The organism is Pseudomonas sp. KBS0707 (assembly GCF_005937945.2).
Lineage (GTDB): Bacteria > Pseudomonadota > Gammaproteobacteria > Pseudomonadales > Pseudomonadaceae > Aquipseudomonas > Aquipseudomonas amygdali.
The window spans coordinates 4521075-4535924 of the sequence record NZ_CP041754.1 but is presented as its reverse complement, the minus strand read 5'-3'; the positions used below and the strand labels follow the sequence as shown (position 1 = coordinate 4535924).

The following is a 14850-nucleotide window of genomic DNA, read 5'->3' as shown; positions in this document are numbered from 1 at the left end:
CTGGCTGACTCGCAAGGTTTCGCTTATAGCGTACCTGCCTTTTTCCAGCTCAGATAACGGCTGACCAGCTGCGGCCCCAGCTCCCTTGGTCGAGCATCCATTATTGCAATGCCTTGAGCACTCAAGCGGTCGTGCAGCGAAGCGCGAGCGTTGAGGAAATTCAGGGTTCCGCAATAATCCAGCGCTTGATCATAGGTTTGTACGGGGGCCTGACGCAGACTGTCGAGCACTTCCTCCCTGAGGCTGGCAATCAGCACCCGGTGCTGCTTGCCAAGCTGTCTTGCAGCAGCTACCAGTTCCTCATCGTCTTCATCGCGCAGGTTGGTGATCAGTACCACCAGTGAACGTCTTTTATGGCGCACCATCAATTGGCGAACGGCGGCGCTGTAGTCCGCGGGGCGCCGGGTGGTCTGCAGGTCATAGACCGAGTTGAGCAACAGGTTGAGCTGCCCCGGCCCTTTTACGGGGGCCAGATAGCGGTCCTGCTCACCCGCAAACGTCGCAAGGCCAACCGAGTCACCCTGACGCAGTGCGACATAACTCAATAGCAGGCAGGCATTGAGCGCGTGATCGAAGTGAGACAAATCACCGTCCTGGCTGCGCATTCGACGTCCGCAATCGAGCATGAAAACGATCTGTTGATCCCGCTCGTCCTGATACTCGCGAGCAATGGGGGAGCGCTGGCGGGCGGTAGCTTTCCAGTCTATCTGGCGCAAGCTGTCGCCTTCACGAAACTCGCGCAACTGATTGAATTCCATTCCTGCCCCGCGACGTTGCAACTGGCGCACCCCCAGTTGGCTCAGCCAGTTGTCCACCGCCAGCAGTTGCCCACCGTAAAGTCGGGCGAAGTCCGGGTAGACGCGGGTCGTGCTGTGTACCGGAAGATAGCGGCGTGCCGTCCACAGGCCCAAAGGCCCCGGCAGGCTGATTTCGCACTGCTCGAAGGTGAAATGACCACGGATCGAGGGGCGCAGACGGTAACCGATGCTGCCTTTGCCGCGCGCAGGCAGGATGATGGACTGCGGCAGGTTTTCATGTTCCAGGCCATGCGGCACATGATCGAACACCTGCATGGTGACTGGCTTGGCACCGTTGTGTTGCAGGTCGAGCCGCGCCTCGTTCCAGCGGTCCAGCGCCAGGCTGCCCGCAAGCTCGCGCTGCACGCGTGGCGAGGGACGCCTGAACAGCCAGAATGCATCAAGCAGGCTGACGCCCGCGAATGCCAGCAACGCTGCCCAATAAAACTCGTCGATTTTTGCCGGATACTCGATGTCCAGCGCATGGAGCGTTCCTGTCAGTAACGCAACGCACATGAACCCACCGAGCCAGCGCAGCATCGGAACCGACGGTTTCAGAACCTGATTCACAGGCGCGGTGCCGAGACCTGATCAAGGATCTGCCGAAGCACCTGATCCACTGAAAGGCCCTCGATGTCCAGCTCCGGTGACAGCCTGACCCTGTGTCGTAACACAGCCAGCGCGCAGCCCTTGATATCGTCCGGAGTAACGAACTCACCGCCGCGCAACAATGCTCTGGCCCGCCCGCCACGCACCAGTGCAATTGAAGCGCGCGGCCCTGCGCCCTGGCTAAGACCTGGCCAGGTGCGCGTACTGCGCGCCACGCGTACTGCGTAGTCCAGCACCTGTTCATCAATGGGCAGCTCGCTGGCAATGCGTTGCAGTGCCTGAACCTCCCGAGCCTGCATGATGACCCGCAGCGGTCGCACATCCAGCATGTCGGCACGGGTCGAGCGGGTGACCTGGCGCACCATGTTCAGCTCTTCCAGCGCTTCGGGATAGTCCATGCGCAGCTTGAGCATGAAACGATCCAGTTCGGCTTCCGGCAGTGGGTAAGTGCCTTCCTGTTCGATAGGGTTCTGGGTTGCCAGCACCATGAACGGCTGCGGGATGGGCAGCGCCCGACATTCGAGGGTCACTTGCCGCTCCTGCATGGCTTCGAGCAGCGCGGCCTGCGTCTTGGCCGGTGTGCCCTGTTTATTTCGTCGGCCAATAGCAGGTTGGTAAACAGCGGCCCCTTGCGCAGCTTGAACTGCTCGGTCTGCATGTCGTACACAGCATGGCCGGTGACATCGCTGGGCATCAGGTCCGGCGTAAATTGAATGCGCGCGAACTCACAGCCTATGCAACTGGCAAGCGCCCGGACCAGCAACGTCTTACCCAGCCCCGGTACGCCTTCCAGCAGCACATGCCCGCCGCCGATCAGGGCGGTCAGCACGTCCTCGATCACTGCGTTTTGGCCAATCACAGCCTTTTGCAACTCGTTACGCAACGCCTGAGCCAGCTGGCTGGCGCGTTGCCGCTGCTGCAACTGAGTGCTCGCGGCGCTCGTCGGGCTGGCCGGTTCGATAGCAGGCTCGATAAAGGGCCCGGTGCTGCCTGATGTTTCGGGCGTTTGATCGCTCGCGACTTCTGGAGCGTCACTAACTTTTATATTAGATTTATCGTCCATAAATCAATTACTTACCTGATTTGGCTTTTTCGTAATTTTTGTGCGCAGCGACTGAATGTTTTTTCTCTTGCCGAGCATTATTTCCATGGTAACCGCTCAGGGCATGCGGCGTATTGGTGCATGCCATTCAATCGCACTGACATAGCTGCCGTCTGCACCAAAGATAGATATCTGCGCAAGGATGCCTTTTCTGTCTGAAAGGCAGGTGCGTTTACGTGCCTGTTACGTAAAGACAGCAATCAACCAGGATCGGGCACTCACAGGCAGTGCCCCTCCGGCTTTATTCAGGAGTAGCGCCGTTCCACAAAGTGTTCACCGCTCAACAGGCTCAAGCCTATAAACCGCGCCTGGCAGCGTTTGAGTTCATGCTCGATAGCCTTGGCTGCGCACCTGAAGATGTGCTGCACGTATCTTCCAGCTTCCGTTATGACTTGATGTCGGCCCATGACATGAAAATCAAGCACAAAGCCTTCGTCGCCCGCGGCCATGAGCAGCCGGCGGATGTCGCCTTCGGCTACCACCAGATCCCGGACATTGGCGGATTGCCAGGATTGGTCGGTCTTTAAGCCCCGGCGCGGGTCACTTGATTGCCGATATCGTCAGCGGCGCACACCCGATTGTCGATCCGCGACCTTATCACCCGGGCCGATTCCGGAAATCAGCCTGGAGTAAAGTGGCGGACTTCTGATCGACTGCATTGCTGCACAGATTAGCTGGCGTCCCTGAACACAGCTTGCATCTGCCCTCTAGCTGCGGTTACGACCTGATCTTGCTTATGAAAGAAGATCAGTCTTGACAAGTTTTTGTCATTGGGGAAATACTTTGCTGCGATTCATATATATGACTATATAACAAGGCGAATAGGTCAATGAATGCTCTGTCCAATGATGTCCGTTTGCCGCTGTATCAACGTCTTCATGACCAGTTGGCCCAGCAGATTGCAACCAATCACTGGCACCCTGGCCCGTGACTACGCCGGCACCCCGCTAGAGTGGCGTCGCTCTCATGCCCATTTCCATGTTGACCTCCTGACTGAACTACCTGACAGCAGTGACATGGCAGCAGGTTGCGAAGTGTTTGCCTTTCCTGAAATGGGTGTTGCACGTGAAGGCACCCATACGCTGTCTGGTTTTTTGCGTGCTCCGTCGAGCGTTACGTCTCGAACCGGTTTTTCAAATGCTGAGTGCAGCCTCAGCGCCAGCCCAACTGAGATATTTTCATGACTACCTTAGATATACAGCTTCTAATGACCGCGCTTGTCAGCGTCGTGGTATTGGTGGCACTGATCGTGTCGCGCCTCAAGATGCACCCGCTTTTGGCCCTGATGGTAGTTTCTGTTGGTGTGGGCTTTGCCACCCAAATGCAGCCAGAAAGTATCGTCGCTCACTTGATCGCCGGTGCCGGAAAGACACTAGGGGCAGTTGGGATTGTGATCGCGCTTGGCGCGATGCTAGGCAAAATCCTGGCTGATGCTGGCGTCACGGAGCAGCTGGCCGAGGTCATCCTCAAGCGCACCCCGGATCGCCTGATACCTTGGGCAATGATGATGGTTGCGTTTGTAGTTGGCATACCCATGTTTTTCGAGGTGGGTTTGGTGATTATGCTGCCGCTGATATTCAGTGTGGCGCGAAAGCTGGAAAGCCAGGCTCGCTTCAAAGGCTCGGCGTATGTGTATGTGGGTGTTCCAGTGATTTCGGCGCTCGCCGCCATGCATGGCATGGTACCGCCGCACCCCGGCCCGTTGACGGCCATCGCTGCACTCAAAACCTCAGTGGGGCCCACAATGCTCTACGGCTTTCTCGCGGCTATTCCAGCAATGATTTTGGGCGGTCCACTTTATGGCGCGTTCATTTCGAAGCGCATGAGCACCAGGCCTGATCAGGCATTACTTGATCAGTTCACTCTGGCCGAAAAAACCGACAATCAACCCCGTCCCGGCGTTTTGCTCGGCGTACTGGCAGCCTTGCTACCGGCGATCCTGATGCTGATCAATGCCGTCGCCGAGATGGTGCTACCAAAGGGCAATGCGATCCTGCAAATGACCAGTTTCGTGGGCAACCCTTTGATATCCATGCTCTTAGGCGTGCTTTTCGCCGGCGCAAGCCTGGTACTGGCGCGCGGTGGCGACGCTGAAAAGGTGCGTGATTCGCTGGGTAAAAGCCTAAAGCCTATCGCCTCCATCATCATGATCATCGCAGGAGGCGGGGCATTTCAGGAGATGCTAACCAGTGCCAAGGTAGGCGATGCTATCGTGCACCTGACCCAGCAGTCTGCCTTCCCTCCGTTAATCCTGGGTTGGCTGATTGCGATGTTACTCTCGGTCTCTACTGGCTCCGCAACTGTGGGTATCGTAGGGGCTGCAGGCCTGTTGGCACCGCTTGCGGGTGCTGATCCCACCCTCAACTTGCCCTTGCTGGCATTGTCAATCGGCTGCGGTTCGCTGTTTTTCAACTATGCGAATCATGCAGGCTTCTGGATGGTGAAGGAGTCCTTTGGCATGACAATGGGGGAGGCGACGAAGACTATCTCGGTGGTTCAATCCATTGTGGCGGTGGTCGGATTGGTTGTGGTGTTGATCTTGAATGCGGTTATTACAGTAAGTTGAGTCGGGATTCATTCGCAGCGCCGAAGCCTGCCCAAATGAGGTATTCAACACTACGTACCCATGAGCTTCTAAAGGTTTGATTTCAATATCGCAGATATCCAACGATTCGCCAGTGCAGGATCATAGGGCATTCCTGAGCGTTTGCAGGTGGGCTACCTGACGGGTGAATTCGCTGTGTGAGACGCGTTGCGGCGGGCGAGGGCGCAGGGCGTCGCTGATGGCGCTGGTGGGCTGCCGCGTCAGGCGCGAAAGCACCTGCCATTGTTCTGCGACAGCCAGCCGCTCGAAGCCTGGATGAAGCTGGCGGGCGCGGCGCAGGATGTCTTGTTGCAGGCTCTTTATCAGCGTTTGTTGCCCGCTGCGTCTGCGCAGGAACTCGGCGCTGGCACGCAGGTGCTCGGTCAGTTGGCGGCGTGCAAGTGGGGCGGGCCGACGCATCGGGCCTTCGCGCAAGCCGATGTGCCAGAGGCCCAGGCCAATCAGCAACGCCAGCATCAGCAGTGCCTGAGGGTAGTTGCGCAGCAGCAGGGTCAGCAGGTTGTCGTGTTCGGTTTGCAGCACCAGGGTCACTTCACTGCCCTGGGTCAGATACCAGAGCAGCCAGGCATTGTCATAGTTGCCGATCAAGCGGGTTTTCCACAGGTTGGCGTCAGTCACAATCGTGATCAATCCGTTACCACGGTTTATTTGCAGCAGGTGTGTGGCATCGGCGCTGTTGGCCCACGACTGTGCATGGTCTTGCGGGTCTTCCAGATGGAACGCCGGATCGAAGCTCATGTATGCCGGGGCACTTTCGTTTTCCAGATACAGGCGGGTCAGTTCCGGCCAAGGCTCTTTTTTGCGTTTTGGCGAGGGGGTTATCAACGGGATGGGCAGCGGCGGCTGAGCGTCGTTCAGCTGTTGTTCCTGCGCATTGATGGCCGTGGTGAGGTACTGATGAACCTGCAACCTGTCCAGCAACAGATCGCCGCTGCGACCTTTTTTCTCATTCCAGAGTTGCTCGGCCACCAATAGCAGGTGCCCGCCCGCTTCGGCCCAGTTCAGCAGCCGTTCGGTTTGCGCAGGTGTCATGTCTTCCCGGTCATTGAGCAATAGCAGCGTCTGGGTACTCTGACTCGGGTCGGGAAGTCGGGCCAGCGTGTCAGTGGTGTTTACCGGGATAGAGAGGCCACGCAGGAAGTATTCGGCCGCAAGCCAGGGATTGGCCTTTGCCTGTGGCGAGGGGCCCTGATCCACGGTTTTCTCGTAGCGCTCCAGGTGACGGCTCAGGTAAAGCCCTGCGCCTGCCAGCAGTAAAAGGGCCAGTAGCCCGATCAGTATTCCGCTACGGCGGCTCATGCCTGCACCGCCGGGTTGAACAGGCGACGCCAGCCAGCGCAGAGTTGCTGCCGGGCATGGGCCGGTGGCAGTCGATGCCCGTAGGCAAGGTTCTGCCAGTGCATGGTCAGGTCATGACTGAATTCACTGAGCAGAGGCTGGTTCAGCGCAGCGATGTGCGCCAATACCTGAGCTTCGGTATCGGCGCTTTTCAACGGCAGTCGATAGTCGTTCAGCAAGCGACTGAGCAGTGCGCGGTACAACAGGCTGAGGGCTTCACGGGGCTGGCTGCTCCAAAGCTGTTCGGCCCGGCCGGCGACATCGTCAGGCAGGCTTTCGGCATTCACTTGCAGGCCCAGTAGCTGCCGGGGAGCCGGGCGGGCGGTTTTTGTTCTGCCGGGCGCCCGGCTTGCAAAGGTCTTGAACCAGTCTCTGTAATACCAGAGCACCAGCCCGGTCAGGCCGATAACCACGCCCCAGAGCAGCACTTCAATCAGGCTGGCCAGGGCGCTTGCGGCCCGAAGAAGCCGATTGAGCCAGGTAATCAGCCAGCCCTGGTCGTGAGTGTCCCGAACCACAGACTTGCTTTTCTGTTGTTCAGGGAAGCGCCAGCCTGTCTCGGTTTTGGGGTTCTTGAAGGGCGGCTGTTGCAGGATGCCGTGTATTTCGCTGCGGGCTGCTTCGCTGGTCAGTGTCTGACGGGTCAGGCGCGGCGTGTCCGGTGCTGCGAGGGTGGTGGGCGGTTCTGCCGCGCTGCTATCGGGCAGCGGGCAGCTGTAGCTCTGTTGTTCTGCCCAGACCGTTGCTGGTGCTGTCGAAAGCGCCAGTCCGACGCCGATCAACAACACATAGGCACTGCCGATCAGGCGCTGACGCAGACGTCTGAAAACCAGCTCTATATCCCACGCCTCAAGGACCGTACGGCGATTGAGATATAGGGTGAAGCCGCACGCAACATAGATGGGTTCCCAGAGTACCAGCGCCAGGGCATAAAAGAGGTTGGTCAGGTGGTCGATCCATAGCCACTGGTTTTCAACTTCGAGCAGACTCATCCAGTGCCAGTCGATCTGGATCTGCTGCGGAATAAACGCGTAAAGCAGGATCAGCAGACCTATCCACAATGAGTATTCCAGGTGGGCGCCGACGATGGTAAGCAGCCGTGCGGCGCGCAGGTCTTTCTGGCTGAGCAGGCTGATACGCAGGTCGCGTTCCGTGCCTGCCAGATGCTCCAGTTGCTGCACCGGTAACTGAAAGCTGCGACTCAGGCTGAGTCTTCGCCACAACAGGCTTGGCAACAGCTGGCTTTTCAAAGTGGCGGGCCACGCCTTGAGGGCTTGCCCGAGCGTCGGCGTTGCCCCGAACAGTGACTGCGACAGGATGAGCAGCGGCAAGCGTTCGAACGCAGGCTTGAGCCACCAGAACAGCAGAATGGCGGCCTTGGGATAGTCCCATAGCAGTGCGCTGAGCAGGCAGAAAACGGGCAGGGTGACGATTACCCAACTGCTCATCAGCAGACCGCGGTGACGACCCGCGAGCAGCCCGCCCAGGTCTATGGCTTCCCAAGGGGATCGAGGGCGTATGGCGACGTTTGACTCAGTCAGGCGCATGAGGGGTACGTCCTGCCAGGGTCAGATACGCAGCGACCAGCAGCCATAGGGCGGCACCTGCAAGGTACTTGAGCAGCGGTCCGGGCCAGGTCATCGATGACCAGTAAGCTTCGATGAATGCCGCAATCAGCAGAAACAGGATGACCCCGCCGATCAGTTGCACACTGGTCCTGGCCGCAACACGCAGCGCGGTACTGCGCGTCAGCCTTCCAGGGGCCAGCAAAGCCCATCCCAGCTTCAGACCCGCCGCCCCGGCCAGGGCGATGGCGGTCAGCTCGAAAGCACCGTGACCGATGACGAATGTCCAGAATGTCTGCCCGAAGCCGATGTCGGTCAGATGACCGGCAATTGCGCCTGTCATCAATCCATTGAACAGCAGAAAAAACAGGCTGCCCAGCCCGAACAGCAAACCGCTGGCGTAGGTTTGAAAGGCAATGCCGATATTGTTCATGATGTAGTAGCCGAACATCATCCAGTCCGCGTCGGAGGCTCTTTCGACGGGTTGTCCGATCCGGCTGGCCGATGGGTCATACATGCTCTGCATGTCGGCCAGTTGCTCAGGGCTGACGATGCTGTAGATCAGTTGCGGAAAACCGTAGACCAACAGCCCCATACCGATCAGGCTGCCGAAGAACAACAGGCTGGCGACCAGGACGAAACGCCACTCGGCGCGCACCAGTCGCGGAAAACCTCCGAGTACAAAGCCCAGCAGACGAGCGCCCATCGCGCTGCGGTGGCGGTAAAGTTGTTGATGGCCACGCATGGCCAGTTGATGCAAGGGGTCGACCAGGTGGCTGCTGTAGCCACGCTCCTGTGCCAGCGCCAGGTGGTGGCAGACGCGTCGATAATCACCGGGGAATGTTTCGCAAGCATTGACATCGGCCTTGCCGTTTTCCAGCGCATCAAGGCGCTGACCAAAACGTTGCCACTCATCTTTATGGCGGGTTTCAAAGAGGCTCTGCTTCATTTCGGCCCCAGCAGGTTGCGGGCGATGCCGTTTACATGAGCGACCGCCTGATCAGCGGGGATGTGCAAGGGTTCGGCAAGAATTGCGGCCAGCTCCCGGGTGCGGGCAATGGACAGTTCACCTTGTCGTTCCGCCAGACCGAGCACTGCCCGTTGTTCGTCCAGATGCAGGGCGAACGGCACAATCACCGGTTCTGCCTCTGGCAGGGTGGGGCGCGTTACAGGCTGGTCGCTATAGATAACCAGCGTCCCGGCTGCGAGATCACCCAGCCGTTTGAACAATGGATGGCTCAGACAACTGATTGCACCTAGCCCGTAGCCCAGCGGGAGCATGTCGACGAAACGCAGCAGGTTGCGTATCAACGACGCGGACCAGTCTATCGGCGTGCAGTCATCGTGCACCACCCGCAGGCCGAAGACCCGCTTTCCGGGAGTACGCCCCTGACTCAGCACTTCAAACAGCACCATGTACCACCAGTTGACCAGAAAAAACACGATGGCGGCCAGGCCCATGCCGAGCTTGTCAAACCACTGCAAGAGTAAAAAGAACACGCCGATAACGGCTGCGCGAATGGCGAAGTCGATTCCGAACGCCAATGCGCGGGAAACCAGTCCGGCAGGGCGAAGAACCATATCGATGCCTTCCGGCGTCTCGATTTCAATGCGGGTGTCCAGTGGCGTGGGCAGCGCTGCATTCCTTGGCGAAGCGGGAAGGGATGACATTGTCGGAGGACGCGCCTGAAAACGAAAACTGATGCTAGCTATCGCAGCGGAGCTAAGCAACCGACCATTCAAGACGCGGGCTGTAAGAAAACATTTCCCGGTACGCCGGATATTACCCGATTAGGCAATGACACCTGTCACGCCCTACACTTCGCGGGTCTTTTGTTCAGGATCAGCCCGTGACTTCCAGCATTTTCTGGTACGACTACGAAACCACCGGCATCAACCCGCGCAATGACCGTGCGCTGCAGATGGCCGGCATCCGCACCGATACCGAACTCAATGAAATCGCGCCGCCGGTCAATCTTCATTGCCAGCTAAGTGACGACATTCTGCCCCATCCCGTTGCCTGTATGATTACTGGAATAACGCCGGCCACGCTGTCGGAAAAAGGCTTGTGCGAGGCGGATTTCATGACCCGCGTACATGCCGAACTATCTGCGCCAGGGACATGTGGTGCGGGTTACAACACCTTGCGTTTTGACGATGAAGTCACGCGTTACAGTTTTTATCGCAACTTCTTCGACCCTTATGCACGCGAGTGGCAGGGCGGTAACAGCCGCTGGGATCTGATTGATGTCGTGCGCGCGGCCTATGCATTACGCCCCGACGGCATTGTCTGGCCCGAACAGGACGGTCGCGTCACACTCAAGCTGGAACGACTGACTGCTGCCAACGGCATTGATCATGGACAGGCGCATGATGCGTTATCCGACGTGCGTGCAACTATTGCCCTGGCGCGCCTGATTCGTGAAAAACAGCCGAAGCTTTATGACTACCTGTTCGCATTACGCAGTAAACAGAAAGTCCAGGAGCAGGTTCGTCTGATGCAGCCACTGGTGCATATATCGGGACGTTTTTCTGCGGCACGCAATTACCTTGGCGTGGTGCTTCCGCTGGCATGGCACCCGCATAACCGCAACGCGCTGATCGTCTGTGACCTGCACCTTGACCCTTCACCGTTGTTGCAAGACGACGCTGAAATACTCAAGCAGCGTTTATATACCCGGCATGAAGCGCTGGGGGAAGGCGAATTGCCGGTGCCGCTCAAATTACTGCATATAAACCGTTGCCCGGTGATAGCCCCCCTGGGGGTGCTACGCAGCGAAGATCAGCAGCGGCTGCAACTGGACATGGCGGGCTACCAGGCACGCGCAACGCAGTTGAGTGAAAGCCGGGAAGTTTGGCAGGATAAACTGAGCGTCCTTTATGGCAAGGAAGATTTTGCTGCAAGTGAGGATCCAGAACAGCAGTTATATGACGGTTTTATTGGTGACCGTGATCGTCGACTGTGCGAGCAAGTTCGGCAAGCCGAGCCCGAACAACTGGCACGTGACGCGTGGCCGTTTGATGACGCCCGCTTGCCTGAATTGTTATTCAGGTACCGCGCTCGTAACTTTCCTGACACCTTGAGCAGTGAAGAGCAACAGCGGTGGCAGGACTTCTGTCAGCAGCGGCTGAGCGACCCGGAACGGGGGGCGCCCAATACCCTGAAGGACTTTGCGACTGCGCTGGCTGAATGCTCTCTTAGTGCCGCGCCAGAGCAGTTGGAGGTATTGCGCCAATGGCAGGATTACGCGCAGGCGCTGAGTAAACGTCTGGGTGTATAAATAACGGACAATAAAAAACGCCAGCAGGCTGGCGTTTTTGCAATCGCAATGAAGCGCGACCGTTTGAAGCTTAGCCCAGCAGAGTGGCCCAGCTTTCGACGTCGTCACTGCCCCACTTGGCTTTCCACTCTTTCAATGTCTTGTGGTTGCCACCTTTGGTTTCGATGACTTCACCGTTGTGCGGGTTCTTGTATTGCTTGACCTTGCGGGCGCGTTTGGTACCGGCAGGTTTAACAGCGCCGCCACGGGGGGCTTTGTTTACCTTGGCATCCGGATCCAGCAGGGCAATGATGTCACGCAGCGACTTTTGATATTCGCCCATCAGCGTACGCAGCTTGCCTTCGAATTCCAGCTCGGTTTGCAGTTTGTCGTCTTGCGACAGGTTCTTCAAACGGGCTTGCAGTTCTTTGATGGCTTCTTCTGTGGCGCGGTATTCGTTGATCAGGGACATGAGGAGACCTTATGTTGTGTAGGTTGCAGGGATACAGTGGGGCAATAATAGTCACTGTAAATGAGCAAGTAAACATTAAATAAAAGTTTTATTTGAATTATTTAGCAATATACACGCGTCCTACAGACGTCTGAACTAGGCAAGCGCCGAGCCCCCTTCAAAAGATCCTCGCTATAAAGCCCTTCTTTATATAGGTCTTGTTAGGCGTCGCGGGTGGTAAAAGTCGATACTGGCACGGTGCAATCTTTTGCCTGGGCGATGTCCTTTTCTGCCTGCACATTCAGGCAGCAAAGATACTGCAGTTTTGCTGCGCAGCCGCTAGAATAGCGGCTTTGCGAAGTTCTGGAGTTTCCCCCAATGCGCACTTTTCGTCTGGTGATTGCTTGCCCGGACCGTGTAGGCATCGTTGCCAAAGTCAGTAACTTTCTGGCGTCCCATAACGGCTGGATCACCGAAGCGAGTCATCATTCGGACAATCTCAGCGGCTGGTTTTTCATGCGTCACGAGATACGTGCCGACACCCTGCCTTTTGATCTGGACGGGTTCCGTGAAGCGTTCACGCCGATCGCGGAAGAGTTTTCGATGGACTGGCGCATCACCGACTCGGCGCAGAAGAAGCGCGTCGTGCTCATGGCAAGCCGCGAATCGCACTGTCTGGCCGACCTGCTGCACCGTTGGCACAGCGACGAACTCGACTGTGACATAGCCTGTGTGATTTCAAACCATCAGGACCTGCGCAGCATGGTCGAGTGGCATGACATTCCTTATTACCATGTCCCGGTGGACCCGAAAGACAAGGAGCCTGCATTTGCCGAAGTCTCGCGTCTGGTCGGGCATCATCAGGCGGACGTTGTGGTCCTTGCGCGTTACATGCAAATTCTGCCGCCACAGCTGTGCCGTGAATATGCCCATCAGGTGATCAACATTCACCACAGCTTCCTGCCATCCTTCGTCGGCGCCAAGCCTTATCATCAGGCGTCGTTGCGTGGCGTCAAGCTGATTGGCGCGACCTGTCACTATGTGACCGAAGAGCTCGATGCCGGCCCGATCATCGAGCAGGATGTGGTGCGCGTCAGCCATCGCGACAGCATCGAAAACATGGTGCGCTTCGGTCGCGACGTGGAAAAGATGGTATTGGCCCGCGGCCTGCGCGCTCATCTGGAAGACCGTGTTCTGGTACACGACAACAAGACAGTCGTCTTCGACTGATCTATCTTTTCGGGAGTGCGCCTGTCGCGCTCCCGACCTGGCTCGTGGGCAATGGTGCAACGCTCAGGGTGACAGCCAATGACCGATCCTTTCGAAAAAGCCACATCCACCGCTCCCGCCACGCTTGGCGAGGGCTGTCTCAGCCGCTATGACCCCGCCGCCCTGACTCCGGAAAACGGTGCCAATTTCGACGGTGCAGCAGCGCTATGGCGTGAGTTGCAGCAATCGGAAATGCCCGCTGAAAGGCTTGTCGAGAAAGGTGCGGAGGGAGAGGTGAATCAAGCCCCTCAGGCAGTGCAAGGCTGCACCACCTGAAGGGCTCTGAGTCAGGACAGTGCCTTGGAGGCCAGCCAGAACAGCGCTGCGGACAAGGCGACTGTTGCAGGCAGGGTCAGCACCCAGGCCAGCAGGATGGTGCGAACGGTTCCGCCTTGCAGGCCGCTCTTGTTGGCGACCATGGTCCCGGCAACGCCTGATGACAGGATGTGGGTGGTGGAAACCGGCAGACTGAACACGTTAGCCAGGCCGATTGCGCAGGCGGTGGTGATTTGCGCCGACATGCCCTGTGCGTAAGTCATGCCCTGTTTGCCGATCTTCTCGCCGATCGTCAGTACCACGCGTTTCCAGCCAACCATGGTACCGATGCCCAGTGCCAGGGCGACCGCCAGAATTACCCAGAACGGTGCGTATTCTGTGGTGGTGGTCAGGTCTTTGCGAAGTTTCTCCAGATCGGACTTTTCACGCGCTGACAGGTCTGGAAGTTTGCCGACCTTGCGGGCCGTGTCGTCCAGGCACAAGAGATAGCGGCGCACTTCGATACGGCTTTCAGGGGCCAGCGAGTGGTAGTCGGACACGCCTTTGAGGCGGTCGAGCAACGCGTCGATGGTGGGTTCGGTCTGCTTCGGATTACAGGCAGAGCTGGACGGCAAGTCGCCTTTTTCAGCCTTGCCCATCGCCAGATATTCGCCCAGCGTGCTGCTGTTGCGTTGATAGAACTGGCTCAGATGCTGGGTCGCATCGCGGGTACGTTCGATCTGGTAGGTCGTGCTGGTCAGGTCCAGTACAAACTGGCTGGGCACGATGCCGATCAATACCAGCATGATCAGGCCGATGCCTTTCTGGCCGTCGTTCGAACCATGTACGAAGCTGACCGCCATTGCGGAAATGACCAGCACCAGGCGGTTCCAGAATGGCGGGTGCTTTTTGTCGTCCAGCTTGCGACGCTGGTCCGGGGTTTTATGCATCTTCGACTGCGGGCGCCACCATTTCAGCGCAATCAGCACCAGGCCTGCAACGATGAAGCCGGCCAGCGGCGAGAACACCAGCGAAGCGCCAATGTCGATCGCTTTCTGCCAGTTCACGCCGTCGGCCAACGGAATGCCGTTGATCAGTGCATTGGCCAGACCGACACCGAGTATCGAACCGATCAAGGTGTGCGAGCTGGAGGCCGGGATGCCGAAGTACCAGGTACCGAGGTTCCAGGTAATGGCCGCCGCCAGCAGCGAGAACACCATGGCCAGGCCATGTCCGGTGTTGACGTTGATGAGCAGTTCGACCGGCAGCAGATGGACGATTGCGTAGGCAACACCCACACCGCCCAGCAGCACGCCGAGGAAGTTGAATACACCAGAGAAGAACACGGCCAGATGAGGCGGCATGGCTTTGGTGTAAATGACTGTCGCCACCGCGTTGGCGGTGTCATGAAAGCCGTTGATGAACTCGAAGGTGAGGACAAAAGCCAGGGCGAGCAAAAGGCTCACAAGCACCCAGGCATCAAGCCCGCTGAATAAATCGATCATGTAGGTTTTCTGACCGGGTCTGAAGGGGGCGCGATTATGACAGAAAAAATACCGAACGACTTGTCGTCACTGCGAGGTGTCGCCTCAAACCAAA

Annotated in this window: 11 protein-coding genes and 3 pseudogenes; 6 read left to right on the top strand and 8 right to left on the bottom strand. The window is 57.9% G+C overall.

The genetic code is table 11. The features are described 5' to 3' along the window. Positions 1–23 precede the first annotated feature (23 nt). On the bottom strand, positions 24–1367 hold the full coding sequence (locus FFH21_RS21530) for a DUF58 domain-containing protein (RefSeq protein ID WP_004666154.1): 1344 nt from the start codon (positions 1365–1367) through the stop codon (positions 24–26). Further along, positions 1364–2469 (bottom strand): annotated as a pseudogene (locus tag FFH21_RS21525) (AAA family ATPase). Before FFH21_RS21525 ends, FFH21_RS21530 begins: the two are co-directional and overlap by 4 nt. A 293-nt stretch (positions 2470–2762) precedes the next feature. Here FFH21_RS21525 and FFH21_RS21520 point away from each other — a divergent pair. The 3 genes and pseudogenes from FFH21_RS21520 to FFH21_RS21515 form a co-directional block, all read left to right on the top strand. After that, positions 2763–3035 (top strand): annotated as a pseudogene (locus FFH21_RS21520) (HAD hydrolase-like protein); the annotation flags it as partial. Next, a pseudogene (locus FFH21_RS31160) lies at positions 3023–3157 on the top strand (D-amino-acid oxidase); the annotation flags it as partial. The pseudogenes FFH21_RS21520 and FFH21_RS31160, both read left to right, overlap by 13 nt. Positions 3158–3688: 531 nt before the next feature. Next, positions 3689–5074: a GntP family permease gene (locus tag FFH21_RS21515; RefSeq protein WP_011169393.1), complete on the top strand. Its 1386-nt coding sequence runs from the start codon at positions 3689–3691 to the stop codon at positions 5072–5074. 120 nt (positions 5075–5194) lie between these two features. On the opposite strand, the gene FFH21_RS21510 is transcribed toward FFH21_RS21515, so the two are convergent. Genes FFH21_RS21510 through FFH21_RS21495 form a run of 4 tightly spaced genes read right to left on the bottom strand, consistent with a single transcriptional unit; the run spans position 5195 to position 9687 of the window. After that, positions 5195–6412, bottom strand: a complete 1218-nt coding sequence (locus tag FFH21_RS21510) for a DUF4350 domain-containing protein (RefSeq protein ID WP_011169392.1) — start codon at positions 6410–6412, stop codon at positions 5195–5197. Then, positions 6409–7998: a DUF4129 domain-containing protein gene (locus FFH21_RS21505; RefSeq protein WP_011169391.1), complete on the bottom strand. Its 1590-nt coding sequence runs from the start codon at positions 7996–7998 to the stop codon at positions 6409–6411. The genes FFH21_RS21510 and FFH21_RS21505 overlap by 4 nt, the downstream gene beginning before the upstream one ends. Then, positions 7985–8965: a stage II sporulation protein M gene (locus FFH21_RS21500; protein WP_004664007.1), complete on the bottom strand. Its 981-nt coding sequence runs from the start codon at positions 8963–8965 to the stop codon at positions 7985–7987. The genes FFH21_RS21505 and FFH21_RS21500 overlap by 14 nt, the downstream gene beginning before the upstream one ends. Further along, positions 8962–9687, bottom strand: coding sequence for an RDD family protein (locus tag FFH21_RS21495; RefSeq protein ID WP_011169390.1), 726 nt, complete (start codon positions 9685–9687; stop codon positions 8962–8964). Before FFH21_RS21495 ends, FFH21_RS21500 begins: the two co-directional genes overlap by 4 nt. A gap of 179 nt (positions 9688–9866) precedes the next feature. On the opposite strand from FFH21_RS21495, the gene sbcB reads away from it, so the two are divergent. Then, a complete protein-coding gene (gene sbcB / locus FFH21_RS21485) occupies positions 9867–11297 on the top strand; it encodes an exodeoxyribonuclease I (RefSeq protein WP_011169389.1) in 1431 nt (476 codons plus the stop codon). Positions 11298–11367: 70 nt separating this feature from the next. On the opposite strand, the gene mvaT is transcribed toward sbcB, so the two are convergent. Next, complete coding sequence (gene mvaT / locus FFH21_RS21480) at positions 11368–11748, bottom strand: histone-like nucleoid-structuring protein MvaT (RefSeq protein WP_002554971.1); 381 nt, start codon at positions 11746–11748, stop codon at positions 11368–11370. A gap of 357 nt (positions 11749–12105) precedes the next feature. Here mvaT and purU point away from each other — a divergent pair, with 357 nt between their 5' ends. Together purU and FFH21_RS21470 are read left to right on the top strand one after the other, a co-directional pair. Next, on the top strand, positions 12106–12957 hold the full coding sequence (purU, locus tag FFH21_RS21475; RefSeq protein WP_003363851.1) for a formyltetrahydrofolate deformylase: 852 nt from the start codon (positions 12106–12108) through the stop codon (positions 12955–12957). A 78-nt stretch (positions 12958–13035) separates the two neighbouring features. Then, positions 13036–13272, top strand: a complete 237-nt coding sequence (locus FFH21_RS21470) for a hypothetical protein (RefSeq protein WP_011169388.1) — start codon at positions 13036–13038, stop codon at positions 13270–13272. A gap of 11 nt (positions 13273–13283) precedes the next feature. On the opposite strand, the gene FFH21_RS21465 is transcribed toward FFH21_RS21470, so the two are convergent. After that, entirely contained in the window at positions 13284–14756 is a 1473-nt protein-coding gene (locus FFH21_RS21465; protein WP_004664012.1) for an inorganic phosphate transporter, read from the bottom strand. Positions 14757–14850 lie beyond the last annotated feature (94 nt).

Bases quoted from the DNA above. Each gene is read 5' to 3' on its own strand.
- FFH21_RS21515 (WP_011169393.1), top strand. From the start codon at position 3,689: ATGACTACCTTAGATATACAGCTTCTAATGACCGCGCTTGTCAGCGTC.
- FFH21_RS21510 (WP_011169392.1), bottom strand. From the start codon at position 6,412: ATGAGCCGCCGTAGCGGAATACTGATCGGGCTACTGGCCCTTTTACTG.
- FFH21_RS21505 (WP_011169391.1), bottom strand. From the start codon at position 7,998: ATGCGCCTGACTGAGTCAAACGTCGCCATACGCCCTCGATCCCCTTGG.
- FFH21_RS21500 (WP_004664007.1), bottom strand. From the start codon at position 8,965: ATGAAGCAGAGCCTCTTTGAAACCCGCCATAAAGATGAGTGGCAACGT.
- FFH21_RS21495 (WP_011169390.1), bottom strand. From the start codon at position 9,687: ATGTCATCCCTTCCCGCTTCGCCAAGGAATGCAGCGCTGCCCACGCCA.
- mvaT (WP_002554971.1), bottom strand. From the start codon at position 11,748: ATGTCCCTGATCAACGAATACCGCGCCACAGAAGAAGCCATCAAAGAA.
- purU (WP_003363851.1), top strand. From the start codon at position 12,106: ATGCGCACTTTTCGTCTGGTGATTGCTTGCCCGGACCGTGTAGGCATC.
- FFH21_RS21470 (WP_011169388.1), top strand. From the start codon at position 13,036: ATGACCGATCCTTTCGAAAAAGCCACATCCACCGCTCCCGCCACGCTT.
- FFH21_RS21465 (WP_004664012.1), bottom strand. From the start codon at position 14,756: ATGATCGATTTATTCAGCGGGCTTGATGCCTGGGTGCTTGTGAGCCTT.